The organism is Caulobacter sp. GW821-FHT11A05 (assembly GCF_058809015.1).
Genome location: NZ_JBXASF010000028.1, coordinates 1 through 24,171, shown reverse-complemented (window position 1 = coordinate 24,171; position 24,171 = coordinate 1). Strand labels below are relative to the sequence as shown.

Genomic DNA, 24,171 nt, shown 5'->3' with positions numbered 1-24,171 from the left:
CGGCTCAGGCGGCGGCGCCCCGGAGCCGGACGCCTCGGGCGGCGGCGGGGGCAGCGGGGCTGGCGGCGCAAATTCCGGCGGCGCGAACTTCGGCCGGACGCGGCGAGGCGCGAGCGCTGGTCTGGGGGCCGGCCGGCGGAAACTGTCCTCGCCCGAGCCGCCGCCGCCGCCTTCCACCTCCGGGGTGAAGGCGTCTTCGGGCAGGGCGGCCGGGCGCCGGTCGGTCGGCAGGCGCTTGATGATGGTCTCGCGAGGAACCGGCTCTTCGGCTCCGGCCGGCGACGGCGCGGCGTCTGGCGGGGCGGCCGGGGTTCCCGCCCCGGCGGCGACCTCCGCGCCGGTCCCCTCGGGCGTCGCCGCCTTGGGGATTTCGGCCGAGGGTTCGATGGTCTCGTAGGAGGCGCTCTTCGTCTGCAGGGTGAGGTAGGCGCCCGCCAGCACCAGCAGCAGCACGATCACCCCGCCGCCGATCGCCAGCCACAGCGCCCGGGGCTGCCGCCGCACCGCCGCCGTCGCCGCCGCGGCGGCCGCCACCGGGGCGGCAAAGCCCGGCAGGTTGCCGCTGACCTTCTGCCAGCCCAGCCATTCGTGCGGCGAGGGGGTGTCGTCGGCCAGGTAGACGGCCTGGGTCTCGCCGTCGCCGACCTCGACGTCGGCCTCCAGCACCGCCCCGGTCGGCGTCACCGCCTCGACCAGGTAGCTGCCCGGTCGCACCGGCAGGTCGCGGAAACCCCCGCCGCCGACCGGGATGACCACCTCCGACACCGAATCCCGCTCGACCTGGGGCCGGCCGGGGGTGACGTCCCGCACCCGCGCCACATAGCCCATCTCCGCCGTCTGGGCGGTGGTGAACAGCTGGTCGACCCGCAGTCGCAGCAGGGCCGTGCGATCGGCGATCGAGGCGTCGCGGTCGCTGGCCGGCCGCATCATGGCGCCGAGCCCCCGAGGGTGAACTTCAGCCGGCTGTAGGGCGGCCGCACCGTCTTCTGCACCGCGCCGCTGACCGGCGGCGGCCCCGGGGCCTTGGCGGTGAACGGGTAGGGTCCGTAGGGCAGGAAGGGCAGGGGATCGCCCTGGCTCCACTTGCCGCCCGGCCAGGCGAAGCCGACCTTCGGCGCCTCCGGCTCGAACAGCGGCGCCACCGGCACCTTCGGCGCCTGGCTCAGCCGGTGCAGCTCCAGCCGCGAGGCGTGGTCGGTCGGCGTCACCTGCGCCTGGCTCAGGCCAAAGCGCCGGCCGGCCTCGCCGACCAGGAACTCCACCCCCCGGCTCAGGGTGGCGGTCTCGACCAGCCAGACGGTCTCGTCCTCGGTGTTGTCGCTGCCCGCCCCCTCGAAGGCGTCGAGCAGGGCCTGGGTGAAGAAGCTCGGCTTCTTCTTGACCCCGAACGCCTTCTCCCCCTGCAGGGTGGCGTTGAAGATCGGCGCCGCCCGCGGCCGGCTGTGGACGATGCTGGAATCGGGGGTGACATAGACCCGCCCGCCGCCGCCATAGGTGTCGGCCAGTCCCTCCGAATGGCTGCGGCAGGCGTCGATGAAATAGACCTGCTCGCGGGCCTTGGCCCGGCCCATGCCCAGGTGGAAGCCCTCAAGCCGCAGGGCGGTGGCGAAGGGATCGCCGTCGTTGACCCCCAGGTCCGACAGCAGCAGCCCCTGGTTCAGGCCCGCCGTCACCCCGTGGCCCGAGAAGAAGAAGATGCCGAGGTGGCCCTCGTCGGTGTCGAGATCCTTGCGCCAGGCGCTGATCGCCAGGTCGAGTTCGGCCCCGACCACCGGCTGCGGCTTGCCCTCGGTGTTGAGCAGGGCGTGCTTGAACGGCCTGGTGGGCTTCTCGGAGATCAGCAGCCGCAGGCTGCCCAGCTGCCGCCCGGCCGGATTGCGCATCCCCGCCAGCAGCCACTCGGCGAACATCCGCGCCGAGACCGGGGCCGAGGTCAGCTGGCCCATGCCCTCGGATTTGGCCATCAGCGGGCCGCCGCCGCCGATCAGGTGCGGATAGTGGCCGACGCCGATGACCAGGGCATGCACCGCCGGCCCCGTCACGTTTCCCCGATAGATGCAGCTGTCCCCCATGGCCGTCTCTTCAGCTCCCTAGGGCCAGGTCGTCGGCGGCGGATCGTCGGGCCGCCAGTAGCTGCGCACCGAGGCGTCGGCCGTGGAATAGCCGTGACGGATCAGCAGCATCCGCTCCCGGTCGTTTGGCGGCCACAGCCTGACCCCGACGTCGCCGACCTCGTCGGCCTCCCGCAGGCTGAGCGCCAGCGGCGAAGGGGTCTTCGGCTTGAAGTCGTTGACCCGACCGCGCAGGAACCAGGCCGCCACCTTGGGATCGCCCCGCTTCGCCTCCGAGATCAGCCAGCGCACCCGGTGGTTCTCGCACTGGCGGTGCATGGTGCTGATCGTCCGGCGCAACTGGCTCAGCCAGTTGGTGTCCGGCCGGGAATTCTCGGCGAAGGGATCGCCGGCGTTGCTGACCAGCACGGTCTCGCAGCGGCCCCAGACCGTCTCCAGGCCCAGGTTGTCATAGATGCCGCCATCGGCCACCCGGGCGACCTTCAGGTACTCGCCTTCGCCCCGGTCGGAATCCTTGAACGGCTTCACCGCCCCGGCCGGCCATTCGAACACGACGGGCGAGAAGATCGGCGGAAAGCCCGACGAGGCCGCCACCACCTTGGCCAGCGGCAGCTTCGGCGCGATCACCTCCCCGACCCGCCAGTCGGCGGCCCGCTTGCGTGAGAAGCGCCACAGGCTGTTCAGCTGCATGTTGGTGGCGTTGAACACGAAGGTCGGCGCGCCGGTGGCCGGATCGGGCAGGTCCTGCAGCGTCTTTTCCCCAAAGAGCCGCTTGGCGTAGGCCTTGGCCAGGTCCTGGCCGGTGCTGCTGAAGGGGTTGAGGACGCCGCCGAGCCCGGCCGCCACATCGATCTTGGCCGTGGCGCAGAAGCTCTCCAGCGGTTGGCGCACCACGGCGTCGAAGTTGGTGGCCACGCCCTTGGCGTCGAAGGTCAGCTTCGACCAATTGAGACCAAGCCAGGCCGAGGTGATCGAGCCGCCCGAGACGCTGGAGAAACGATTGATCTTGGGCAGCAGCCCCAGCTCGTTCAGCCGGATCAACCCGCCCAGATGGAACAGCGCCGCCTTGTAGCCGCCGCCGGACAGGGCCAGGCCAACCTTGTCCCTCGGACCGTCCGGCTTCTTGCCGAACCGCTCGTCCAGCGGGTTCTGGGTCTGGCTGTTCTCCTCCGGCATGACGTCTCTCCCTCCGCCGCCTCCAGTAGACGTCCAAAAGGAAATTCGCGCAACGCGGGTATCGGACGGGGCGCGGCCACGATGCCGTGACGGGGGTGGTGTCTGCACCGAATCTGCACACGCCCGGTCCGCCCCTGCACCGCGCCGCCCACCATGCCTCCACGGCCCGGCCCCAGCGTCGGAGCCTCACGTTGGGAGGCGCGCATGGGGACGTTCAAGGGCCGATACAGTTTCTGGCTTCGGGTCGGCCTGACCCTGGTCCTGGTCGTCGTCGCCGACCGCGCCCTGTGGGCGATGGAGGCGCTGGGGGCCAACCTCGCCATCCTGCTGTTCGCCGCCGTCGCCGCCCTGGCCATCGCCAGCCCCGCCGCCCGCCGCCATGGCTGGCTCTTCCTGCTGCTGGCCGCCGCCCTGGCCGGACTGCAGGTCGAGACGACCTCGCGGCTGGGGCTGCTGTTCTTCTGCCTGGCGATCAGCATCGCCGCCCTGGTTCCCCGCGCCGGCTTCGGCGAGGGGGTCTGGACCTGGGTCCAGCGGCTCATCGTCATGGCCACCGGCGCCGTCCGCGCGCCGGTCGAGACCTTGCTGCAGCTGGGCCTCAAGCGGCTGAAAGGCCGGCCGGGCCCCTCCCTGGGCAAGGCGGTGCGCCTCCTGGCCCTGCCGCTGATCGGCGGGGCGGTGTTCCTCGCCCTGTTCGCCGCCGCCAACCCCCTGTTGAGCGAGGCGTTAGGCACCCTGCGCGGTCCCGACCTCGGGGTGCTGCAGGTCTTCCTGTGGGTGGTGACCGGCCTGGCCGGCCTCGCCCTGCTGCGCCCCGTTCATCTGCGCCGGCCGGTCCGCATTCCGGCCGCCCGCACCGACGCCAGGCTGCCCGGTGTCAACGCGGCTTCGGTGACCCTGTCGCTGATCCTGTTCAACGCCCTGTTCGCCCTGCAGAACGGCCTCGACGTCGCCTTCCTGTGGAGCGGCGCGCGGCTGCCGACCGAGCACACCCTGGCCGAATACGCCCATCGCGGCGCCTATCCGCTGATCGTCACCGCCCTGCTGGCCGGCCTCTTCGTCCTCGTCGCCCTGGCCCCCGGATCGGAGACCAGCCGCCGGCCGCTGGTGCGCTGGCTGGTCGCCGCCTGGGTGGCGCAGAACGTCCTGCTGGTCGTCTTCAGCATCCAGCGCACCCTGCTCTACATCGACAGCTTCGACCTGACCCGCATGCGCATCGCCGCCCTGGCCTGGATGGCGCTGGTCGCGGTCGGCCTGATCCTCATCGGCTGGCGGCTGCTGCGCCAGAAGTCGGCCGCCTGGCTGATCAACATGAACGCCGCCGTCGCCGCCCTGGTGCTGCTGGCCTTCGCGATCGGTGACAGCGGCGAGATCGCCGCCGACTGGAACCTGCGCCACGCCAAGAATCTCGACGGCTCGGGCGCTTGGCTGGACAGCGGCTATATCGAACGGCTGGGCGCCTCGGCCCTCGTGCCTCTGGCCCGGCTGGAACAGCAGGATGGGCTGCCGCCCGCCTATCGGCAGACGGTCTCGGCCCTGCGCTGGCGGGCGATTGAGCAGGCCGAAGCCTGGCAGAAGCAGACCTTCAGCTGGCGCGCCCAACGCCGCCTCGAAGAGGCCCGCGCCCTCCTCGCCGCCGGCCGCCCCGAGCTGCGCGCCTGGCGCCCGCCGGTCGAGATTCCGTCCGTCGCCGAGCCCGCGCCTCCGCCCGCAATCCCGCCCTCGACCGTCGTCCCGCCGCCGGTCCCCTCGACGCCCGCCCAGGAGCCCAGCCGATGACCCCTGCCGTCACCGCCGCCGTTGACCTTCGCCCCGCCTTCGGAATGATGCACGCCATGTCCCGCTCCATCCTGATCGTCGACGACGACCCTCACATCCGCGAGCTGCTCGACTTCGCCCTGACCAAGGCCGGCTACGCCACCCGCCAGGCCGAGGACGGCGTCGCGGCCCTGGCGGCGGTCGAGGAACAGGCCCCCGACCTGGTGGTGCTCGACATCAACATGCCGCGTCTCGACGGGCTGGAGGTCTGCCGCCGCCTGCGGGCCATGGGCCAGACGCCGATCCTGTTCCTGTCCAGCCGCGACGGCGAGATCGACCGGGTGCTGGGCATCGAGCTCGGGGCCGACGACTACGTCGTCAAGCCGTTCAGCCCCCGCGAGGTCACCGCCCGCATCAGCGCCATCCTGCGCCGCTCCCAGGCCGCCGCCGCCCCGGCCCCGGCCGCGTCAAACCTGATCAGCCACGGCCGCCTGACCCTCGACACCGACGGCTGGACCGCCCGCTGGGCCGGCCAGGAAGCCGCTCTGACGGTGACCGAGTTCGGGATTCTCAAGGCTTTGGCCGCCGCCCCGACCCGGGTCTTCACCCGCGACGCCATCATCGACCGCCTGCACGGCCCCGGCTTCGCCATCACCGACCGCACCATCGACAGCCATGTGCGCAACCTGCGCGGCAAGTTCGCCGCCCTCGGCGGCCAGGACGTCATCGAGACCAAGGCCGGCGTCGGCTATCGGCTCGGCCCCTGCAGGGGAGAGGCGGCCTGAATTGATCTCAAGGCTCAAGGCGGTGATCAAACGGCATTGGCCGGCGCTGAAGCTGCGCACCATCCTGCTCGGCGTGCTGCTGCTGGTGGCCGCCATGCCGGTGTTCAGCGCCGTCGGCCTGCGCGTCTATGAGAACACCCTGGTCCGCCAGACCGAGGCCGAGCTGGTCGCCCAGGGCGCGGCCCTCAGCGCCGCCGCCGCCGCCCGCTGGCCGGGCCTGCCGCCGCCGCCGCCGGCCGACACCAAGGCCCCCGACTACTACCGCCCCGAACGCACCACCATCGACCTGTCGGACAGCCCCATCCTGCCCGAGCGCCCGCCGGCCCGCCGCACAGCCGCCGCCCCCGACGCCGACGCCATCGTCGCCGCCAATCAGCTGGGCCCGGTCATCGACGCCACGGTGAAGACCACGCTTGCCTCCATCCTGGTGCTCGACAGCCGCGGCCAGGTGGTGCGCGGCTACGGCCGGGGCGGCGACCTCTCGGGCCTGCCGGAGGTGCGCGCGGCCCTCAACGGCGCGCCCGACACCGTCCTGCGCCGGAACAGCGACTATCGCCCCGACAGCCACTACGAGTGGCTCTCCAGAGCCTCGACCATCCGCATCCACCACGCCCGGCCGATCATTGCCCAGGGCCGGGTGCGCGGGGTGCTGCTGATGTCCCGCTCGCCCCGCGCTCTGTTCCGCGGCGTCTATGAGGATCGCGGCAAGATCGTCTTCGGCCTGGTCCTCATCCTCGGCCTCCTGACCCTGATGGCCGGCATCGTCTCGCGCGGCATCAGCCGTCCCATCGTCGCCCTCAGCCGCGCCGCCCGCGAAGTCACCGCCGGGCGCGGTGACGTGCCCGAGACCCCGCGCACCGCCGCCGTCGAGATCCGCGCCCTCTACGAGGACTTCCGCGAGATGGCCCAGGCCATCGAGACCCGCAGCCGCTACCTGCGCGACTTCGCCGCCGCCGTCAGCCATGAGTTCAAGACGCCGCTGGCCGGCATCGGCGGCGCCGTCGAACTGCTGCAGGACCACTTCGAGACCATGAGTCCCGAGGAACGCCGCCGCTTCCTCGACAACATCGCCGCCGACAACGCCCGCCTGACCCAGCTGGTCACCCGCCTGCTCGACATGGCCCGCGCCGACATGGCCCGCCCCGAGGCGAACGCCGCCGTCGACCTCTTGCCCGCCGCCCGCCGCGTCGCCGACAGCCAGCCGGCCCTGAAGGTCACCATCGACCTGACCGACGACCTCCCCGCCGTCGCCGTGCCCGAGGCCACCATCGAGGCCGTCCTCACCACCCTCCTGGAAAACAGCCGCCAGGCCGGGGCCAAGGCGGCGATGATCTCGGCGGCGGTTCTGGGCAGCGAGCTCTGCCTGGCGGTTCAGGACGACGGCCCCGGCATCGCCGAGGCCGACCGCGAGCGCCTGTTCGAACCCTTCTTCACCAGCCATCGCGCCGACGGCGGCACGGGCCTGGGCCTCTCCATCGCCCGGTCTTTGCTGGCGGCCAGCCACGCTTCGATCTCGGCGGTCCCCTGCGCAGCCGGGGCCCGGTTCGAGATGCGCCTGCCGCTGGCGGACTAGGTCCCCCTTAAATCCGATCGTCCCGACTTTCGTCGGGATGATCGGGATGTGGGGTAAGCGCTCTGCACGGAATCGGCGCCGCAACCCCCAAACGCACTCCACGCCCTCGCGCCATGGTCCTCCCACAACAAGGGAGGTTCCCATGCCCACGTCCACCGAAGGCTTCGCCCTCTTCGTCCGCCCCGAGAACAGCCAATGGGTCTGGACCCTGATGGACCTCGACGCCCGCGTCGCCGCCAGCGGCCAGGCCCAGGACCGCGAAACCGCCTGGCGCACCGGAGAGTTCGCCGCCGCCGCCGTCGGGGCCCTGGGCCGGGTCGGCCGGCGCAGTTTCTAGCTCAGCAGAAGGCGACGCCGCCGTCCACCGTCAGCGTCGCCCCGACCACATAGTCCCCGGCCCGCGAGGCGAGGTAGATGGCCGCCCCGGCCATGTCCTCGTCGGTCCCGATCCGCCGGGCCGGCACCCTGGCGGCCACCGCCTCGGTCTCGTCCCGGGCGGCGATGTTCATGTCGCTGGCGAAGGCGCCCGGCGCGATGGCGGTGCAGACGATGTGGTCGGCGATCAAGGTCCTGGCCATCCGCCGGGTCAGGTGGATCAGCCCGGCCTTGCTGGCCGCATAGGGATAGGTCTCCTGCGGATTGACCGCGATGCCGTCGATGCTGGCGATATTGATCACCTTGGCCGGCTTCTCATGGCTGGCGGCGGCCCGCAGCTCGGGGGCAAGGGCCCGGGTCAGGTAGAAGGGGGTCTTGAGGTTGAGGTCCATGACCTTGTCCCAGCCCTTCTCCGGGAACTCGTCGAACGGGGCCAGCCAGGCGGCCCCGGCGTTGTTGACCAGAATGTCGAGCTTGGGTTCATGCTGGCGGTAGGCGGCGGCCAGCCCCTCCATGCCCTCCAGGGTCGAGACATCGGCCGGCAGGGCGACGCAGCCGAGCTCTTCGGCCGTCGCCCGACAGGCAACCTCCTTGCGGGCCGAGATGTAGACCTTGGCCCCGGCGGCGATGAAGCCGGCGGCGATCATCTTCCCGATGCCGCGCGAGCCGCCCGTAATCAGGGCCGTGCGGCCGGCGAGGGAAAAGAGATCGGACATCGAGGGCGCTCCTGGGGCTGTTTTCAGCGATCCTAGGGGGCGGGGCAGAAATTGGCGACTGGCGTGAGCCCCGGGGGTTTTGCTATCTCCCGCCGACATCGGGGCGAGGTGACCCCCCGACCAGACCACACGCGGTCCAAGCGTCGCCTTTTGCGCCCCGCTCCGGCGGGACCGGGAGGCCCTGTCTTGTCGTACCGTCTTGTCTCCGTCCTGCTCTCGACCGCCGCCATGGCCGTCGCCGCGCCGGCGTTCGCCCAGCCGAAGCCATCGCCCTGGTCGGTGGCCGAGGCCCTCGACGCGCCGGAGGGTTTGACCGTTTCCAGCTCCATGCGGCTGCGCTACGAGGTCATCGACGGCCAGCCGCGTCCGGGCTTCACCGACCGGGACGACCTGATCAGCCTGCGCACCACCCTGTTCGGCGAGTATCGCAAGGGGCCGGTGCGCGTCGGGGCGGAACTCTATGACAGCCGGGTCTGGGAAGACGACGCCGGCTCGCCGGCCGGGACCAATGAGGTCAATACCTTCGAACTGGTCCAGGCCTATGTCGCCGCCGACTTCGACTCGCCCTTCGCCAAAAAGGGCAAGGCCAGCGTTCAGGCTGGCCGCTTCACCCTGAACGTCGGCTCGCGCCGCCTGGTGGCCGCCGATGACTACCGCAACACCACCAACGGCTACACCGGCCTGCGGGTCGACGCGGCCCTGCCGGCCGGCGCCAAGGCCACGGCCTTCTGGGTCATGCCGCAGGTGCGCCTGCCCGACGATGCGGCTTCGTTACGCGACAGCCAGGTCGAATGGGACCGGGAAAGCGGCGACCTGGTCCTGTGGGGCGGCGTCGTCAGCCGGCCACGCACGATCGGCGAGGCGACGCTGGAGGCTTCCTACGTCCATTTCGAGGAACAGGACGCCGCCGGCCGGCCGACACGGGACCGGTCGCTGGACACGGTCAGCCTGCGCCTCATCCGCGATCCGGCGCCCGGTCGCCTGGACTACGAGGTCGAGATCATCGGCCAGACCGGCGAGATCAGCGCTTCGACCAGCCCCGTCGCGCCCACCCTCGATGTCGAAGCCGGCTTCCTGCACGCCGACCTCGGCTACAGCTTCGAACACGCCTGGAAGCCGCGCCTGTCGTTCGAGTTCGACTACGCCAGCGGCGACGACGGCGACGCCAGCTACGGCCGGTTCGACACCCTGTTCGGCATGCGCCGCGCCGACCTGGCCCCGTCCGGCATCTACAACGCCATCGGCCGCGCCAACATCGTCACGCCGGGCCTGCGCCTGGAGTTGACGCCCAGCCCGCGGCTGGATGCTTTCGTGACCTACAGGGGTCTGTGGCTGGCCTCGGCCAGCGACAGTTTCTCGACGACCGGCGTCCGCGACGCCAGCGGCGATTCCGGCCGCTACGCCGGCCAACAGCTCGAAGGCCGGGTCCGCTACTGGCTGGTCCCCGACGGCCTGCGGGCGGAGATCAGCGCCGTCCTGCTGGACAAGGGCGGCGTCCTCGAGGACGCGCCGAACGCCTCCCGCAACGGGGATGCGGCCTATGTCTCGCTGAACCTGACGGCGCTGTTCTAGGCCCTAGTGGGCCTTCTTCATCGAGCGCTTGAGCCGGGCCTCTTCCTTGGCGGCGGCCTTGCGTTCCTTGCGCTCGCGGCGCTTGGCTTCCAGCTCGGTCTCGGCCGCTTCGGCGCGGGCCTCGATCTCGGCCAGGCGCTTGGCTTCGGCCTCGGCCTTGGCGGCTTCCTTTTCCGCGGCGCGTTGGGCGCGGATGGCTTCCACTTCCAGGGCCTTGCGGGTGGCGCGATCGACGAAGTTGGGATCGGTGACGGTGGGCTTGGGCTTCATGCGCGCCAGCATGGCTTTCTTGGCCTCGGCGGCGGCGGCGATACGGTCATTGAAGCCGGTTTTCAGAGGATCTCTCATTCAGTCCTTCGAACAGAGTCGTTGCTTGGGAAAATTGCGCCCGCCTCAAACCGCAGATTCCGGAGAATTGCAAGGTTTGGCCGGCGACGGTGATGTCCGAAAACCGCGAGACGCAGGCCTTCGTTATCCCCATATAGGAAGCATGGAACTCGATCACGACGCCTGCTACCGCGCAATTTTGTCGCGAGACTCCCGCTTCGACGGGCGGGTGTTCACCGGGGTGAAGACCACCGGCATCTACTGCCGGCCGATCTGCCCGGCCCGCACGCCGATGCAGAAGAATGTGCTGTTCTACCCCAGCGCCGCCGCCGCCGAGGCCGCCGGTTTTCGCGCCTGCCTGCGCTGCCGCCCGGAGACCTCGCCGGACCTGGGGGCCTGGAAGGGCTCGTCCAGCACCGTCTCCCGGGCGCTTTCCCTGATCGAAGCCGGGGCCCTCGACGACGGCGATGTCGAGACCCTCGCCGGGCGCCTCGGCGTCGGCGACCGCCAGCTGCGCCGGCTCTTCCAGACCCATCTCGGCGCCACCCCCATCGGCGTCGCCCAGACCCGCCGGGTCTTGCTCGCCAAGCAGCTGATCCATGAGACCGACCTGCCGATGGCCCAGGTCGCGCTGGCCTCAGGCTTCGGCAGCGTCCGCCGCTTCAACGAGACCTTCCAGCACCTCTACCGCCGCCCGCCGGCCTCGCTGCGCCGCCGCTCGGCCCCGGCCAATGCCGCTGAGGGCGTCACCCTCAAGCTGCGCTACAAGCCGCCCTACGACTGGGACGGCCTGATCGCCTTCCTCAAGCTGCGCGCCATTCCGGGCGTCGAGCTGGTCACCGAGGGCCGCTACGCCCGCACCATCGCCCTCGACGGTGAGATGGGCACGCTGGCCGTCACCCCGGCCGGCAAGGACCAGCTGTCGGTGCAGGTCCGCTTTCCGCGCACCAGCGCCCTGCCGGCCATCCTCGCCCGGGTGCGCCGGGTGTTCGACCTCGCGGCCGACCCGACGGCGATCAACGAGCACCTGTCGGCCGATCCCGACCTCGCCCCGCGCGTCGCCGCCCGTCCGGGCCTGCGGGTGCCGGGAGCCTGGGACGGGTTCGAGCTGGCCATCCGCGCCATCCTCGGCCAGCAGATCACCGTCCACGCCGCCGTGCTGCTGGCCGGCAAGCTGGCCGCCCAGTATGGCGAACCGCTGCCCGAGGCCTGGGCGCAGGAGGGCCTCACCGTCGCCTTTCCCAGCCCCGAACGGCTGGCCGCCGCCGATCTCTCGGGCCTGCCGATGCCCGGGGCCCGCTCGCGCTCGCTGGCCAGCATGGGGGCGGCGGCCGTCGCCGATCCGGCCCTGTTCGGCCCGCGCCAGGACCTCGACACGGCCATCAAGGCGTTGAAGGCGCTCCCTGGCATCGGCGAGTGGACGGCCCAGTACATCGCCATGCGCCAGCTGCGCGAGCCCGACGCCTTTCCGGCCGCCGACATCGGCCTGATGCGCGCCCTTGAGACCCCGGACGGCGTCCGGCCGACGCCCGCCGAACTGCTCGCCCGCGCCGAGGCCTGGCGGCCCTGGCGCGCCTACGCCGCCCTGCACCTGTGGGCCGGCGACGCGGTAAACCTCAAGGAGAAGGCCGATGCCCGCAAAGCCGCCTGAAACCCTGACCATCGAACGCTATCCCTCGCCGATCGACGGCCTCTGGCTCGCCGTCGACGAGGACGGAATCCTTCGCCTGCTGCACTTCGATCGTCCGGAAGAGGACTTCCTGCGCACCGTTCGCCGCAGCTATCCGAAAGCTGAGGTGATCAAGGGCCGCGCTCCGCCGCCGGTGCGCGAAAACCTCGACGCCTACTTCAAGGGCGACCTGAAGGCGTTGGAACGCATCCCCACCCGCGCCGTCGGCAGCGACTTCCAGCATTCGGTCTGGGACGAGCTCAAGCAGATCCCGGTCGGCGAGACCCGCTCCTACGGGGCCATGGCCCGCAAGATCGGCCAGCCCAGCGCCAGCCGCGCCGTCGGCCTGGCCAACGGCTCCAACCCCATCGCCGTGGTCGTGCCCTGCCACCGGGTGATCGGCGCCGACGGCAGCCTGACCGGCTTCGGCGGCGGCATCCCCCGCAAGCGCTGGCTGCTGGAGCACGAGGGCGCCCACTACGTCGCCCCGACGGGGAAGCTGTTCTAGAGTTTGGTCTTCAGGGCCTGCGCCCAGGCCACATAGGCCGGGCCGGCCAGGTGGCGGCCGTCGAAACTGCCGGCCACCGCCACGGTCTGTCGCAGGTCCAGCCATTCACAGAGGCCCTGGCCACAGAGGGCTGCGTAGCGGGTGTTGAGGGCGTCGATGGGCGCCCGGTGCGCTGGCGTGGCGTCGTAGAGCACTGACTGCAGGATCACCCGCCGGCCCTTGAGCCGTCTCAGGATGGCCTCGACGTGGGCGGCGGTCTGCCCGGGCGTGAAGCCGGGGTCCTTCAGATCGTTGAGGCCGATCATGATCGTCACCGTGCGGGCGCTGTCGGGTACGGAGGCGTCCAGCCGTTTGAGCAGCAGGTCGCTGGTGTCGCCGCCCAGGCCCCGGTTGGCGACGGGACGGCCGAGCAACTCGTCCCAGGCCCCGCCGTCGGTCAGGGAGTCGCCCAGCATGACCACATCCGCCTCGGACCGGGTCTTGAGGGCTGTGAACTGGCTCAGGCGGTGGCGGTAGCGAATCCGCGTCGAAGGGTCTTCCGGGGCCGCGAGCCTGGCCTTGAGGCCATCAAAGGCAACGCCGGCGACGAAACCGCCGCCGGCGCTGATCGCCGCGATAAGCAGGATGACGAGCGCCCGCCTCACTGGCAGGCGAGGCACTCTTCATAGTCGGTGCGGGCGGCGTCCTCGGCGCTGGCGCGGACCTCGTCCTCACCGGCGTGGGCGGCCCGCTGCACCGACTTGGAGCGCAGGTAGTAGAGGCTCTTCATGCCCCGCTCCCAGGCGGTCCAGTGCAGCATGTGCAGGTCCCATTTGTCGACGTCGCCCGGCAGGAAGACGTTAACCGACTGGCTCTGGCAGATTTCCGGGGTCCGGTCGGCGGCCAGTTCGATCACCCAGCGCTGGTCCAGCTCGAAGGCCGTCTTGTAGACGTCCTTGTCGTCCTGGCTGAGGAAGTCGAGGTGCTGCACCGAGCCTTCGTGGCTGAGGATCGAATCCCAGACGGCCGGGGTGTTGTTGCCGGTCTCCTCGAGCAGGCGCTCAAGGTAGGGGTTCTTGACCGCGAAGGTGCCCGACAGGGTCTTGTGGCTGTAGATGTTGGCCGGGATCGGCTCGATGCCGGCGCTGGTGCCGCCGCAGATGATGCTGATCGAGGCGGTGGGAGCAATCGCCAGCTTGTGGCTGAAGCGCTCCATGACGCCGCGATCGGCCGCGTCGGGGCAGGGGCCCTTTTCCTCGGCCAGGGTCTTGGACGCCTTGTCGGCCTCGCGACGCAGGTGCTTGAACAGCCGCATGTTCCAGCTCTTGGCCATGGCGCTCTCGAACGGAACGTTCTGGCCCTGCAGGAAGCTGTGGAAGCCCATCAGGCCCAGGCCCACCGACCGCTCGCGCTTGGCGGCGTAGACGGCGTTCTTGGCGTCGATCGGCGCGCGCTGGATGAAGTCCTCCAGCACGTTGTCGAGGAAGCGCATGACGTCCTCGATGAACTTCGGCTCGTTGCGCCATTCCAGGAAGGTCTCGGCGTTGACCGACGACAGGCAGCAGACGGCGGTCCGCTCATTGCCCAGGTGGTCCTTGCCGGTGTGCAGCATGATCTCGCTGCACAGGTTGGACTGGCGGACGCTCATGCCGAGGTCCTTCTGGTGCTGCGGCATGGCGCGGTTCACCGCGTCCGAGAAGATCAGGTAGGGCTCGCCGGTCTGCAGGCGCAGCTCCAGCACCTTCTGCCACAGGGTGCGGGCGTCGACTTCCTTGAGGACCTCATTGGTCTTGGGGCTGCGCAGGCCAAACTTCTCACCGTTCTGCACGGCGTGCATGAACTCGTCGGTGATGTTGATGCCGTGGTGCAGGTTCAGGGACTTGCGGTTGAAGTCGCCCGAGGGTTTGCGGATCTCAAGGAACTCCTCGATCTCCGGGTGGAAGATGTCGAGGTAGACGGCGGCCGAGCCGCGGCGCAGCGAACCCTGGCTGATGGCCAGCGTCAGGCTGTCCATGACCCGGATGAAGGGGATGATGCCGCTGGTCTGGCCGGCGCCCTTGACCTTCTCGCCGATGGAGCGGACGCCGCCCCAGTAGGTGCCGATGCCGCCGCCGTTGGCGGCCAGCCAGACGTTCTCGTTCCAGGTGTCGACGATGCCGTTGAGCGAGTCGCCGACCGCGTTGAGGAAGCAGCTGATCGGCAGGCCGCGATCGGCCCCGCCGTTTGACAGCACCGGGGTGGCCGGCATGAACCACAGGCGGCTCATGTAGTCGTAGACGCGCTGGGCGTGCTCGGGGCTGTCGCTGAAGGCGGTCGCCACCCGGGCGAACATGTCCTGATAGGACTCGCCCGGCAGGAGATAACGGTCTTCCAGCGTGGTCTTGCCGAAGTCGGTCAGCAGCGCATCGCGGCTGCGGTCGACCTCGATCTTGGGGACCAGTGAAAGCGAAGGACGATCAACCAGCCAGGCTTCGGAGCCGGCGGCTTCACCCAGAGGAATCTGACGTGCGACGTCACCCATCATGTGCCCAAAACCCGTAAAACAAACAGCCACTTCGGGAGACAACTCCGCCCGAAGACCCCATATCTTGTGGGCGAAGCGCCCCGCTGACCCACTATATGGGGCCATGGAGGCTAACGGTTCGTCAACGGGGTCGGAGGCCTCGGCGGCGACTTTTTCGTTAACAAGCTGTTGACGAATGGTCGCACAAACGTCGCAAACCCAACAGGGCCGGGCGTTCGGAGCGAACATTAAATCTGGCCTATGACACGAGCGTGATGATGCGTCGCAGGCAACCTGCGATAGCCGGCCAACCTGTCGCACCATCCGGGGTATAACCGAGCCGCACAACAATTAGGCGCCGGGACGGCACAACCAATATGAGCTGTCCGTCGAGACCCCGGGCGTGGAAGGCGTCGGCCGGCGATCCGCCCAGCAGGGACGGGCCCGCGGCCGGTCCGGGCGCCCCTTCCAGCCACCAACCGGCGCCGTAAGTCGACTCGAGCGTCGGCGTGCGGGCGAATCGCACCCAGCCTTCGGGCAGCAGCCGTGCGCCGCCGACCAAGCCGTCGCCCAGGTAAAGGCTCCCCAGAACCGCGAAGTCCCGCGCTGTCGCCCACATCAGTGAGCCGGCGTAGAAGGTCCCTTGCGGGTCGAACTCGAAGAGGGCCCTGGCCATGCCGGCGGGCTCGAACAATCGCCGGCGCATCCAGTCGGCCATCGCGGCGCGCCGCTGAAACGGGTCGGTCAGGGCGGGGAACAGCCGGGCGCTCAGCTCGCGGGCGACCAGATGATAGGCGCCGGTTGAGTAGTTCCAGGTCGTTCCGGGGGGCTTGCGTTCGCCCGGCCGGCTGGCGGCGAATTTGGCGACGTCCAGGCGGCCGGAGCCGAACAGCAGGCGCGAGGCGTCGGAGGCGATGGCGGCCGGCTGGCGCGCCTCGTCCCAGGGCAGGCCGTCGGTCAGGATCAACAGATGGCGCAGGCTGACGCCGGCGTTGTCCGGGATCGCCGCGACCGGCCGGTCGATGTCGAGGCCGTCGTGCAGCACGGCGGCGCCGACCAGGGCGTGGGTCGCCGACTTGGCCATCGACCAGCTGACGTGGCGGGTCGTGGGGCTGTGGTCGTCACCATACCGCTCGAACAGCATCTCGCCGTCCCGCAGGACCAGCAGCGCGTCAGTGCGGCCCTGGCGGGGATCCTTTGACGCCGCGTACCAGAGGGGATCAAGCGCGTTCGGTTGCCGGGGTCTCGGCTTCATGCCGACGGCCAGCAGGGCCCCCAGACCGACGATGAGTTCGCGACGACGCATCCCTAATCCTAGACCCTTCTCCCGCTTGTCGGGAGAAGGTGGGCCCGTAGGGCTCGGATGAGGGCGGCGCCGACCCCTGAAGATTGGCGACGGCGCCGACTGGCGCCAGAACGTGCGCCCCTGGGATGAGCTGGCGCTGCCTTCATCCGACCCCCTTCGGGGGCCACCTTCTCCCGGCAAGCGGGAGAAGGAACCTGTTCCTTTCACCGAACGCTGTTTGACGCTTCCGCCAATTCCGCCCCTGGCGGCTGGGCTCCCCCAAGGTTAGGTTCCGCGCAAATTTACCCTCCCTTCGAGAGTCCCGTTTCGATGAAATCCTTCCTTCTGGCCACGGCCATCGCCATCCTGCCCTTTTCGGCCATGGCGGCCGACCCGCTGTTCGACGAGGCCCGGCTGACCGAGCATGTGAAGGTCCTGTCCTCCGACGCCTTCGAGGGCCGGGGCCCCGCCACCGAGGGCGAGAAGAAGACCGTCGCCTACATTGCCGAGCAATACGCCAAGGCCGGCCTGCAGCCCGGCGGCGACAAGGGCAAGGACGGCAAGCGGGCCTGGACCCAGGACGTGCCGCTCGGCCGCTTCGACATCGACGGTCCGGTGGCGGCCAGCTTCACCGTCGGCGGCAAGGCCACGCCCCTGGCGCAGGGCGACGACATCGCCATCCGCGCCTCCCTGACCAACCAGAAGGCCGTGTCGCTGAAGGACGTGCCGATCGTCTGGGCCGGCTACGGCGTCAAGGCGCCGGAGCGGAACTGGGACGACTTCAAGGGCATGGACGTCAAGGGCAAGATGATCGTCGTGCTGATCAACGACCCCGACATCGAGACCGGTGAGGGCGACTTCGGCGGCAAGGCGATGACCTACTACGGCCGCTGGACCTACAAGTACGAGGAGGCCGCCCGCCTGGGCGCCGCCGGGGTGCTGATCGTCCACGAGACCAAGGGCGCCTCCTACGGCTGGGCGACGGTCAAGAACTCCAACACCAACACCATGTTCGACATCGTCCGCAAGGACGCCGCCAAGCAGCACACCGCCGTCGAGAGCTGGATCACCCGCGACGCGGCCGTCGCCCTGTTCAAGGCGGCCGGCCTCGACTTCGAAGCCGAGAAGGTCAAGGCGCGCGGTCGCGACTTCCAGCCGGTGGAACTGAAGGGCGCGACCTTCTCGGCCGACTTCAAGGTCAAGCCGGAGGTCATCGTCTCCAAGAACGTGGTCGGCGTCCTGCCCGGCAAGACGCACCCGGACGAGTACGTCATCTACTCGGGCCACTGGGACCATCTGGGCATCGGCCGCCCGGACGCCAAGGGCGACACCATCTATAACGGCGCCGTCGACAACGCGACCGGCACGGCCTCCGTCATCGAGATGGGCCGCGCCTTCGCCAAGGGGCCGCGCCCCGACCGCTCGATCGTCTTCATGACGGTGACGGCCGAGGAGAAGGGCCTGCTGGGCTCGGAATACTATGCGGCCAACCCGGTCTATCCGCTCAGCAAGACGGTGGCCGTGTTCAATACCGATGCGCTGAGCCCGCTCGGCCCGACGAAGGACTTCAACGTCTCGGGCGACGCCGGGCAGGACCTGCTCGACATGCTGATCGCCAAGGGCAAGACCGAGGGCCGGGTGTTCAGCCCCGATCCGAACCCGGAGGCCGGCCACTTCTACCGCTCCGACCACTTCCCCTTCGCCAAGCGCGGCGTGCCGGCCATCTCGTTCGGCTCGGGGATCGACGTCATTGGCGCCAAGCCGGGCGAGGCCCAGGCCTGGGCCGACGCCTATACCAAGGACAAATACCATCAGCCGGCGGACGAATGGTCGGCCGACTGGCGGATGGACGGCATCGTCGCCGACCTGGTCCTGCTGCATGACCTGGGCGCCGACCTGGCAAACAGCCGCATCTGGCCGGAGTGGGCGCTGGGCTCGGAGTTCAAGGCCACCCGCGACGCCACCAAGGCGGAGCGGAAGTAGGCGCGGGCCATGACCGCCAGCGTCTTCGACCTGTTCAAGCCAGGCGTCGGCCCCTCCAGCTCCCATACCATGGGGCCGATGACCGCCGCCGCCCGCTTCGTCGCCGAGCTGAAGGCAGGCGGGCTGATCGCCGGCGCAGCCCGGGTACAGGTCAAGCTCTACGCCTCCCTGGCCCTGACCGGCCGGGGTCACGCCACCGACCGGGCGGTGATGCTGGGGTTGATGGGCTTCGAGCCGGCGGGGCTCGATCCCGACGCCGGCGACGCCGCCCTGGAGGCCCTGCGCGCTTCGGGCCGCATGCGGCTGGGCGGTGAGGCCGACCTGGCCTTCGACGAGCAGGTCGACATCGTCTGGGCCGGCCGCCAGCGGCTGCCGCAGCACCCCAACGCCCTGACCTTCACCGCCTTCGACGCCCACGACGGCGTGGTCCTGCAGAAGACCTACTTCTCGATTGGCGGTGGGTTCGTCTGCGAGGAATCGGAGATCGGTCGCAACGCTCCGGCCGAAGAGACGCCGATCCCCTATCCCTTCGATTCCGGCGCCGAACTGGTCGCGAAGGCCGACGCCGCCGGCCTGTCGATCGGCCAGCTGATGATGGCCAACGAGATCGCCCGCGCCCCCGAGCCGGTCGTCCTGGAGCGGCTGGACGCCATCTTCGGGGCCATGGAGGCCTGCATCGACCGGGGCATGCGCATCGGCGGCCAGCTGCCCGGGGGCTTGAACGTCAAGCGCCGCGCCAAGCAGGTGCATGAGGCGATCATGGCCAAGGTCGAGCGCCAGATCAGCGATCCCCTGGCGGCCATGGACTTCGTCAACCTCTGGGCCCTGGCGGTCAACGAGGAGAACGCCGCCGGCGGCCGCGTCGTCACCGCCCCGACCAACGGCGCCGCCGGCCTGATCCCGGCCGTGCTGCGCTTCTACGACCGCTTCCTGCAGGGCACGCCCGAGGGCCGCCGCTGCTTCCTGCTGACCGCCGCGGCCATCGGCGCTCTCTACAAGAAGAACGCCTCGATCAGCGGGGCCGAAGTCGGCTGCCAGGGCGAGGTCGGGGTGGCCTGCTCGATGGCCGCCGCCGGCCTGGCCGCCGTCATGGGCGGCTCCAACGCCCAGATCGAGAACGCCGCCGAGATCGGCATGGAGCACAACCTCGGCCTCACCTGCGATCCGATCGGCGGCCTGGTCCAGATCCCCTGCATCGAGCGCAACGCCATGGGCGCCATCAAGGCCATCGACGCCGCCCGCCTGGCCATGCTCGGCGACGGCCAGCACTCGGTCAGCCTCGACAAGGTCATCGCCACCATGAAGCGCACCGGCGAGGACATGAACGAGATCTACAAGGAGACCTCGCTCGGCGGCCTGGCGGCGGGGATGCCGGTCAACCGGGTGGAGTGCTAGCGCCCGCTCAGGACCACGAGAGTTGGTTCTTCGGCAGGCGGCCGGACGGATCGTGCACGATGATCCGGTGAGGCTTGTCCTGGCCCCAGCGCCAGAGGACCAGATTGCGGTCATCGGCCGTGGCGCCCGGCGCGAAACTCGGCGCGATGACGCCCGCCGCGCCGTCAGCAATCAGCCGGTTGGCCATCGCCCAGGTCGGCGGCGTCTTGCCCTGATGGACCAGCAGCATCCAGCCGCAGGCCAGGTCGTCGGCCGTCACGCCTGCCGCCGTCATGCCCGCCGGCGTCGTCAGGTCGAGAATGTCCTCGCAGTCGACCTCGTAGCTGCACAGCACCAGGGGTTCGATCTTCAGGGCCAGGCCCTGGCTGGCCTCCTTGATCGCCGTCATCGGGGCCAGGGCCAGATACAGCGCCGGCGTCCCCTTGGGATTGAACCGCCCGCCGTGGATCGCCGCGCCGTCGCCCGACAGCGGGCTGAACGACCAGCGCGGATCGTGCGCCCGGAAGGCTGTGCCCTGAAACCTCAGGCGAAGCCGCCCAGCGCCAGATGGTCGAGGTAGTCGCGCACCAACCCGGCCTTGCCCGACTTGACCAGCGCCTCGGCGGTGCGGCCGTCCAGCGCCGCGATCGGCTGGGCGCGATACCAGGCCATGGCCTGGATGCGGCCACCGGCCCAGGCCTCCAGCCGGCTGATGATCTCGATCAGTTCGGTGACCCGCGCCTGGGTCTTGGGAGCGTTGCGGCGGGCGGCCTTCTGCAGGGTGTCGCTGGCCAGGCCGACGGTTTCGGCCAGCTGGCTCTTGGTCATGTTGAACACCTCGGCGGCGCGCTCGACATCGACGCCGTCGGCGCCCAGCAGGCCGCCGAACATCGGCCCGCGAAACGGCGCCCCCATCTCGGCGACGCCGGGGCCGGCCAGCTTTGGAACGGACTTGCGGGGCTGCGACGGCATGTCTGAAAAATGTCCTCAATCAAGGACAAAATAACGGCACACGCTGATTTCGTCAAGGCCGCCGCCGATGCGCCGGGGTGACGGCCGGGAGCGAAGTGGTAGAACCACCCCAATGTCCCACGACCACGCCCACCACGACCACCACCATGGCGGCCACAAGGACCATCACCATGGTCCCGGCGGCCACAGCCATGCGCCCAAGGACTTCGGCCGCGCCTTCGCCATTGGCGCTGGCCTGAACATCGCCTTCGTCATCGCCGAGGCCGGGGCCGGCCTGTTCACCGGCTCCCTGGCCCTGCTGGCCGACGCCGGCCACAACCTGTCGGACGTCCTGGGCCTGCTGATGGCCTGGGGCGCGGTGGTCATCGCGCGACGCGCCCCGGCCGGGCGGCGGACCTATGGCCTGGGCAAGAGCACCATCTTGGCCTCATTGGCGAATGCGGGCCTGCTGCTGCTGGCCGTCGGCGGCATCACCTGGGAGGCCGTGCGCCGCTTCGGGGCGCCGCAGGACATTCCGCCGGGGCCGGTGATCGTCGTCGCCGCCATCGGCGTGGTCATCAACACCGCCACCGCCCTGATGTTCATGCGCGGCCAGGAAGACCTCAACGTCAAGGGCGCCTTCCTGCATATGGCGGCCGACGCGGCGGTGTCGCTGGGGGTGGTCTTCGCCGCCGTCCTGCTGTGGATGCAGCCGGAATGGCGCTGGATCGATCCGGTGATCAGCCTGGTCATCGCCGCCGTCATCGTTGCCGGGACCTGGGGCCTGCTGCGCGACAGCCTCGATCTGGCGCTCGACGCCGCCCCGCGCGGCATCGACCCGGAGAAGGTCAAGGCCTGGCTGGCCGGCCGGCCCGGCGTCACCGAGGTGCACGACCTGCACATCTGGGCGATGAGCACCAGCGAGACGGCCCTGACCGCCCACCTGACCCGGCCCGACAACGCCGATCCCGACACCTTCCTCGACGAGCTGTGCCACGACCTGGTCCACGCCTTCGGCATCGGCCACGCCACCCTGCAGCTGGAGACCGGCCATCGCGGACCCTGCCGGCTGGCCGACGCCCACGGCGGGCATTAGGTGGCGCTGTCGCTGAGCCTCTACCGGGCGGCCATGGCGGCGCTGCAGCCGTTCGCCCCCGGCCTCCTGCGCTCGCGGGCGGCCAAGGGCAAGGAAGATCCCGCCAGGCTCGGCGAGCGCCTCGGTCACGCCTCCGTCGCCAGGCCCGAGGGCGGCCTCGTCTGGATCCATGCGGTCAGCGTCGGCGAGAGCCAGGCGGTGCTGCCACTGATCGAGCGGCTCGCTAAGGCGCGGCCGGACCTCACCCTGCTGGTGACCTGTGGCACGGTCACCGCCGCCGCCCTGCTGGCCAAACGGCTGCCGGCCGGCGCCATCCACCAGTACGCGCCGCTCGACACGCCCGCCTCGGCCCGGCGCTTCCTCGATCACTGGCGGCCGGGCCTGGTGGTCCTGGTCGAGAGCGAGATCTGGCCGGGCCTGATCCTCGGGGCCAAGCAACGCGGCGCGAAGCTGGCGCTGATCTCGGCCCGCATCACCCACAAGACGGCGCGCGGCTGGGCCCGGATGGCGGCCGGCATCAGGCAGGTGCTGGCGGCCTTCGACCTGGTTCTGCCGCAGGACGAGCTGTCGGCCGAACGGCTGCGCTATTTCGGGGTCGAGACCGATGGCCGGCTGAACCTCAAGCTGGCCGGCGAGCCGTTGCCGGCCGACGCCGCCGAGCTCGCCGCCCTGAAGAAGGCCATTGGCAAACGCCCGGTGGCGCTGGCCGCCAGCACCCATGCCGGCGAAGAGGCCATCATCGTCACCCCGATGCTGACCGCCATCCGCAGCGAGGCGCCGGACACCCTGCTGATCATCGCCCCCCGTCATCCCGATCGCAGCGGCGAGGTGCTGACCGCCCTGGGGACCGGCCACGGCCCGGTGGCCCTGCGCTCGCGCGGCGACAGGATCACCCGCCAGACGGCGATCTACGTGGCGGACACACTGGGCGAGATGGGCCTGTTCTTCCGCCTCGCCAACGTCGTGGTCATGGGCGGCAGCTTCGTGCCCGGGATCGGCGGCCACAATCCGATGGAGCCTGCCCGGCTCGGCGCGCCGGTGATCAGCGGACCGCAGGTGTTCAACGCCGCCGAGGTCTACCAGGCCATGGTCGAGGGCGAGCGCGGGGCGATGATCGTCGAGACGCCGGGCGATCTGTCGATGGCCCTGGCCGGGCTGCTGGCCGCGCCGGAGGCGGCCAGGGCGTTGGGGGCCAGCGGCCAGGCCTTCGCCCAGGCCCAGTCAGCGCAACTCGATGCTGCCTGGACGCGGCTGGAAGCCCTGCTGCCATGAAGCTCTCGACGCCCCGCTGGTGGTATGTGCGCGACAACGCCCCGGGTGTCGTCACCCGCATGGTGCTCACCCCCCTCAGCTGGGTCTGGGCGGCGGTGACGGCCTGGAAGATCGACAAGGCCACACCCGTGGACGCCGGTGTGCCGGTGGTCTGCGTCGGCAACCTCACCGCCGGCGGGGTCGGCAAGACGCCGGTGGTGCGGGAACTGCTGCGGCTGCTGCGCGAGGACGGCGTGGCGGCCCACGGCCTGTCGCGCGGCTATGGCGGCAATGAGCCGGGGCCGCTGAAGGTCGATCCGGCCATCCACGGCACACAGCAGGTCGGCGACGAGCCGCTGATGCTGGCCGCCGACGGGCCCTTCTGGATCTCCCGCGACCGGCCGGCCGGGGCCGCGGCGGCGCGCGAGGCCGGCGCCCAGGCGGTGGTCATGGACGACGGCCACCAGAACCCCTCCCTGAAGAAGGCCCTGTCACTGGTCGTCGTCGACGGCGAGACCCGGGGCAACGAATGGCCGTTCGGCGACGGCGCCGTCTTTCCGGCCGGGCCGATGCGCGAGCCGCTGGGCGTGGGCCTGGCCCGGGCCGACGCCGTGGTCCTGCTGCTGCCGGCCGACCTCGACGCGCCGGCCCCGGACCTGGTCGCCCTGTTCAAGGGCAAGCCGGTGCTGATCGCCCGGCTGGAGCCGGCCGGACCGCCGCCGGACCATCCGGTCCTGGCCTTCGCCGGCATCGGCAAGCCGTGGAAGTTCGAGCGCTCGCTGATCGCCGCCGGGGTGGTGCTGAAGGACTTCGCGCCCTTCCCCGACCATGGCGAGTACCGCGAGGAGGACCTGCGCTTCCTCGAGCAGCGCGCGGCCCAGCTGGGCGGCCAGCTGCTGACCACCGAGAAGGACTGGGTCCGCCTGCCGGGGCCGTGGCGGCGCAAGGTCGGCTATTGGCCGGTGCGGGCGCGGTTCGAGGACGAGGCGGCGGTCAAATTCCTCCTCCGGCAGGCCTTGGCCTGACGGGGGAGGGGGACCGCCGGGCCGACTTAGGCCCGGTGGTGGAGGGGGCAGCGCCAGCGGATGGGTTACCCTGAACGCAGCTGCCACAGCCGCGCCAGAACGCGGCCAGCCACTCCAGCCGGCGCGGGGGGGGGGGGGGGGGGGGGGGGGGGGGGGGGGGGGGGGGGGGGGGGGGGGGGGGGGGGGGGGGGGG

The 24,171-nt window shown here is 70.6% G+C and carries 21 protein-coding genes and 1 pseudogene; 12 read left to right on the top strand and 10 right to left on the bottom strand.

Going from position 1 to position 24,171, the window contains the following annotated elements; translation table 11 throughout:
* The 3 genes and pseudogenes from AC1RSK_RS23955 to AC1RSK_RS23945 all read right to left on the bottom strand — a co-directional run.
* Positions 1-930 (bottom strand): annotated as a pseudogene (locus tag AC1RSK_RS23955) (hypothetical protein); the annotation flags it as partial.
* Positions 927-2,072, bottom strand: a complete 1,146-nt coding sequence (locus tag AC1RSK_RS23950) for a caspase family protein (RefSeq protein WP_492910212.1) — start codon at positions 2,070-2,072, stop codon at positions 927-929. The pseudogene AC1RSK_RS23955 and the gene AC1RSK_RS23950, both read right to left, overlap by 4 nt.
* 18 nt (positions 2,073-2,090) lie before the next feature.
* Positions 2,091-3,248 carry a patatin-like phospholipase family protein gene (locus AC1RSK_RS23945; protein ID WP_492910211.1) on the bottom strand — a complete coding sequence of 386 codons (1,158 nt, stop codon included), beginning with the start codon at positions 3,246-3,248 and terminating at the stop codon, positions 2,091-2,093.
* A gap of 204 nt (positions 3,249-3,452) precedes the next feature.
* On the opposite strand from AC1RSK_RS23945, the gene AC1RSK_RS23940 reads away from it, so the two are divergent.
* The 4 genes from AC1RSK_RS23940 (at position 3,453) to AC1RSK_RS23925 (ending at position 7,701) form a co-directional block, all read left to right on the top strand.
* Positions 3,453-5,027, top strand: coding sequence for a DUF4153 domain-containing protein (locus tag AC1RSK_RS23940; RefSeq protein WP_492910210.1), 1,575 nt, complete (start codon positions 3,453-3,455; stop codon positions 5,025-5,027).
* Positions 5,024-5,791, top strand: a complete 768-nt coding sequence (locus AC1RSK_RS23935) for a response regulator transcription factor (protein WP_492910209.1) — start codon at positions 5,024-5,026, stop codon at positions 5,789-5,791. The genes AC1RSK_RS23940 and AC1RSK_RS23935 overlap by 4 nt, the downstream gene beginning before the upstream one ends.
* Before the next feature lies 1 nt (position 5,792).
* Positions 5,793-7,364 (top strand): sensor histidine kinase, encoded by a 1,572-nt coding sequence (locus tag AC1RSK_RS23930; protein WP_492910208.1) that lies wholly within the window; start codon positions 5,793-5,795, stop codon positions 7,362-7,364.
* Positions 7,365-7,506: 142 nt separating this feature from the next.
* Entirely contained in the window at positions 7,507-7,701 is a 195-nt protein-coding gene (locus AC1RSK_RS23925; RefSeq protein ID WP_492910207.1) for a hypothetical protein, read from the top strand.
* Between the two features lies 1 nt (position 7,702).
* Here the strand turns inward: AC1RSK_RS23925 and AC1RSK_RS23920 are convergent, their stop codons facing one another.
* Positions 7,703-8,455, bottom strand: a complete 753-nt coding sequence (locus AC1RSK_RS23920) for an SDR family oxidoreductase (protein WP_492910206.1) — start codon at positions 8,453-8,455, stop codon at positions 7,703-7,705.
* A gap of 186 nt (positions 8,456-8,641) precedes the next feature.
* Here AC1RSK_RS23920 and AC1RSK_RS23915 point away from each other — a divergent pair, with 186 nt between their 5' ends.
* On the top strand, positions 8,642-10,027 hold the full coding sequence (locus tag AC1RSK_RS23915; protein ID WP_492910204.1) for an alginate export family protein: 1,386 nt from the start codon (positions 8,642-8,644) through the stop codon (positions 10,025-10,027).
* Positions 10,028-10,030: 3 nt separating this feature from the next.
* Here AC1RSK_RS23915 and AC1RSK_RS23910 read toward each other — a convergent pair whose 3' ends face one another.
* Positions 10,031-10,375: a DUF6481 family protein gene (locus tag AC1RSK_RS23910; RefSeq protein ID WP_492910203.1), complete on the bottom strand. Its 345-nt coding sequence runs from the start codon at positions 10,373-10,375 to the stop codon at positions 10,031-10,033.
* Positions 10,376-10,517: 142 nt separating this feature from the next.
* On the opposite strand from AC1RSK_RS23910, the gene AC1RSK_RS23905 reads away from it, so the two are divergent.
* Both AC1RSK_RS23905 and AC1RSK_RS23900 read left to right on the top strand, forming a co-directional pair.
* The gene (locus AC1RSK_RS23905; RefSeq protein ID WP_492910202.1) at positions 10,518-12,005 is read left to right on the top strand and encodes an AlkA N-terminal domain-containing protein; all 1,488 of its coding nucleotides are present in this window, start codon (positions 10,518-10,520) and stop codon (positions 12,003-12,005) included.
* On the top strand, positions 11,986-12,531 hold the full coding sequence (locus AC1RSK_RS23900; protein WP_492910201.1) for a methylated-DNA--[protein]-cysteine S-methyltransferase: 546 nt from the start codon (positions 11,986-11,988) through the stop codon (positions 12,529-12,531). Before AC1RSK_RS23905 ends, AC1RSK_RS23900 begins: the two co-directional genes overlap by 20 nt.
* On the opposite strand, the gene AC1RSK_RS23895 is transcribed toward AC1RSK_RS23900, so the two are convergent.
* From AC1RSK_RS23895 to AC1RSK_RS23885, 3 genes are all read right to left on the bottom strand, one after another.
* Positions 12,528-13,175: a GDSL-type esterase/lipase family protein gene (locus AC1RSK_RS23895; protein ID WP_492910200.1), complete on the bottom strand. Its 648-nt coding sequence runs from the start codon at positions 13,173-13,175 to the stop codon at positions 12,528-12,530. The two genes, AC1RSK_RS23900 and AC1RSK_RS23895, sit on opposite strands and share 4 nt — an antisense overlap.
* Positions 13,172-15,034: a ribonucleoside-diphosphate reductase subunit alpha gene (locus AC1RSK_RS23890; RefSeq protein ID WP_492910199.1), complete on the bottom strand. Its 1,863-nt coding sequence runs from the start codon at positions 15,032-15,034 to the stop codon at positions 13,172-13,174. The genes AC1RSK_RS23895 and AC1RSK_RS23890 overlap by 4 nt, the downstream gene beginning before the upstream one ends.
* A gap of 238 nt (positions 15,035-15,272) precedes the next feature.
* Positions 15,273-16,319 (bottom strand): serine hydrolase domain-containing protein, encoded by a 1,047-nt coding sequence (locus tag AC1RSK_RS23885; RefSeq protein WP_492910198.1) that lies wholly within the window; start codon positions 16,317-16,319, stop codon positions 15,273-15,275.
* A 309-nt stretch (positions 16,320-16,628) separates the two neighbouring features.
* On the opposite strand from AC1RSK_RS23885, the gene AC1RSK_RS23880 reads away from it, so the two are divergent.
* Both AC1RSK_RS23880 and AC1RSK_RS23875 read left to right on the top strand, forming a co-directional pair.
* The gene (locus tag AC1RSK_RS23880; RefSeq protein ID WP_492910197.1) at positions 16,629-18,281 is read left to right on the top strand and encodes a M28 family metallopeptidase; all 1,653 of its coding nucleotides are present in this window, start codon (positions 16,629-16,631) and stop codon (positions 18,279-18,281) included.
* 9 nt (positions 18,282-18,290) lie between these two features.
* Positions 18,291-19,676 carry an L-serine ammonia-lyase gene (locus AC1RSK_RS23875; RefSeq protein WP_492910196.1) on the top strand — a complete coding sequence of 462 codons (1,386 nt, stop codon included), beginning with the start codon at positions 18,291-18,293 and terminating at the stop codon, positions 19,674-19,676.
* A 7-nt stretch (positions 19,677-19,683) separates the two neighbouring features.
* Here AC1RSK_RS23875 and AC1RSK_RS23870 read toward each other — a convergent pair whose 3' ends face one another.
* Together AC1RSK_RS23870 and AC1RSK_RS23865 are read right to left on the bottom strand one after the other, a co-directional pair.
* The gene (locus AC1RSK_RS23870) at positions 19,684-20,202 is read right to left on the bottom strand and encodes an RES family NAD+ phosphorylase (RefSeq protein ID WP_492910213.1); all 519 of its coding nucleotides are present in this window, start codon (positions 20,200-20,202) and stop codon (positions 19,684-19,686) included.
* Complete coding sequence (locus tag AC1RSK_RS23865; protein ID WP_492910195.1) at positions 20,199-20,627, bottom strand: antitoxin Xre/MbcA/ParS toxin-binding domain-containing protein; 429 nt, start codon at positions 20,625-20,627, stop codon at positions 20,199-20,201. The genes AC1RSK_RS23870 and AC1RSK_RS23865 overlap by 4 nt, the downstream gene beginning before the upstream one ends.
* A gap of 112 nt (positions 20,628-20,739) precedes the next feature.
* Here AC1RSK_RS23865 and AC1RSK_RS23860 point away from each other — a divergent pair, with 112 nt between their 5' ends.
* From AC1RSK_RS23860 to lpxK, 3 genes are read left to right on the top strand one after another with little or no spacing between them, the layout of a single operon-like run.
* Positions 20,740-21,702: a cation diffusion facilitator family transporter gene (locus AC1RSK_RS23860; protein WP_492910194.1), complete on the top strand. Its 963-nt coding sequence runs from the start codon at positions 20,740-20,742 to the stop codon at positions 21,700-21,702.
* Positions 21,703-22,974 carry a 3-deoxy-D-manno-octulosonic acid transferase gene (locus tag AC1RSK_RS23855; RefSeq protein ID WP_492910193.1) on the top strand — a complete coding sequence of 424 codons (1,272 nt, stop codon included), beginning with the start codon at positions 21,703-21,705 and terminating at the stop codon, positions 22,972-22,974. It abuts the gene before it with no gap.
* Positions 22,971-23,978, top strand: coding sequence for a tetraacyldisaccharide 4'-kinase (lpxK, locus tag AC1RSK_RS23850; RefSeq protein WP_492910192.1), 1,008 nt, complete (start codon positions 22,971-22,973; stop codon positions 23,976-23,978). Before AC1RSK_RS23855 ends, lpxK begins: the two co-directional genes overlap by 4 nt.
* Positions 23,979-24,171 lie beyond the last annotated feature (193 nt).

Coding starts and splice junctions, on each gene's coding strand:
- AC1RSK_RS23950 (WP_492910212.1), bottom strand. CDS start 2,072: ATGGGGGACAGCTGCATCTATCGGGGAAACGTGACGGGGCCGGCGGTG.
- AC1RSK_RS23945 (WP_492910211.1), bottom strand. CDS start 3,248: ATGCCGGAGGAGAACAGCCAGACCCAGAACCCGCTGGACGAGCGGTTC.
- AC1RSK_RS23940 (WP_492910210.1), top strand. CDS start 3,453: ATGGGGACGTTCAAGGGCCGATACAGTTTCTGGCTTCGGGTCGGCCTG.
- AC1RSK_RS23935 (WP_492910209.1), top strand. CDS start 5,024: ATGACCCCTGCCGTCACCGCCGCCGTTGACCTTCGCCCCGCCTTCGGA.
- AC1RSK_RS23925 (WP_492910207.1), top strand. CDS start 7,507: ATGCCCACGTCCACCGAAGGCTTCGCCCTCTTCGTCCGCCCCGAGAAC.
- AC1RSK_RS23920 (WP_492910206.1), bottom strand. CDS start 8,455: ATGTCCGATCTCTTTTCCCTCGCCGGCCGCACGGCCCTGATTACGGGC.
- AC1RSK_RS23910 (WP_492910203.1), bottom strand. CDS start 10,375: ATGAGAGATCCTCTGAAAACCGGCTTCAATGACCGTATCGCCGCCGCC.
- AC1RSK_RS23905 (WP_492910202.1), top strand. CDS start 10,518: ATGGAACTCGATCACGACGCCTGCTACCGCGCAATTTTGTCGCGAGAC.
- AC1RSK_RS23900 (WP_492910201.1), top strand. CDS start 11,986: ATGCCCGCAAAGCCGCCTGAAACCCTGACCATCGAACGCTATCCCTCG.
- AC1RSK_RS23890 (WP_492910199.1), bottom strand. CDS start 15,034: ATGATGGGTGACGTCGCACGTCAGATTCCTCTGGGTGAAGCCGCCGGC.
- AC1RSK_RS23885 (WP_492910198.1), bottom strand. CDS start 16,319: ATGCGTCGTCGCGAACTCATCGTCGGTCTGGGGGCCCTGCTGGCCGTC.
- AC1RSK_RS23880 (WP_492910197.1), top strand. CDS start 16,629: ATGAAATCCTTCCTTCTGGCCACGGCCATCGCCATCCTGCCCTTTTCG.
- AC1RSK_RS23875 (WP_492910196.1), top strand. CDS start 18,291: ATGACCGCCAGCGTCTTCGACCTGTTCAAGCCAGGCGTCGGCCCCTCC.
- AC1RSK_RS23865 (WP_492910195.1), bottom strand. CDS start 20,627: ATGCCGTCGCAGCCCCGCAAGTCCGTTCCAAAGCTGGCCGGCCCCGGC.
- AC1RSK_RS23860 (WP_492910194.1), top strand. CDS start 20,740: ATGTCCCACGACCACGCCCACCACGACCACCACCATGGCGGCCACAAG.
- lpxK (WP_492910192.1), top strand. CDS start 22,971: ATGAAGCTCTCGACGCCCCGCTGGTGGTATGTGCGCGACAACGCCCCG.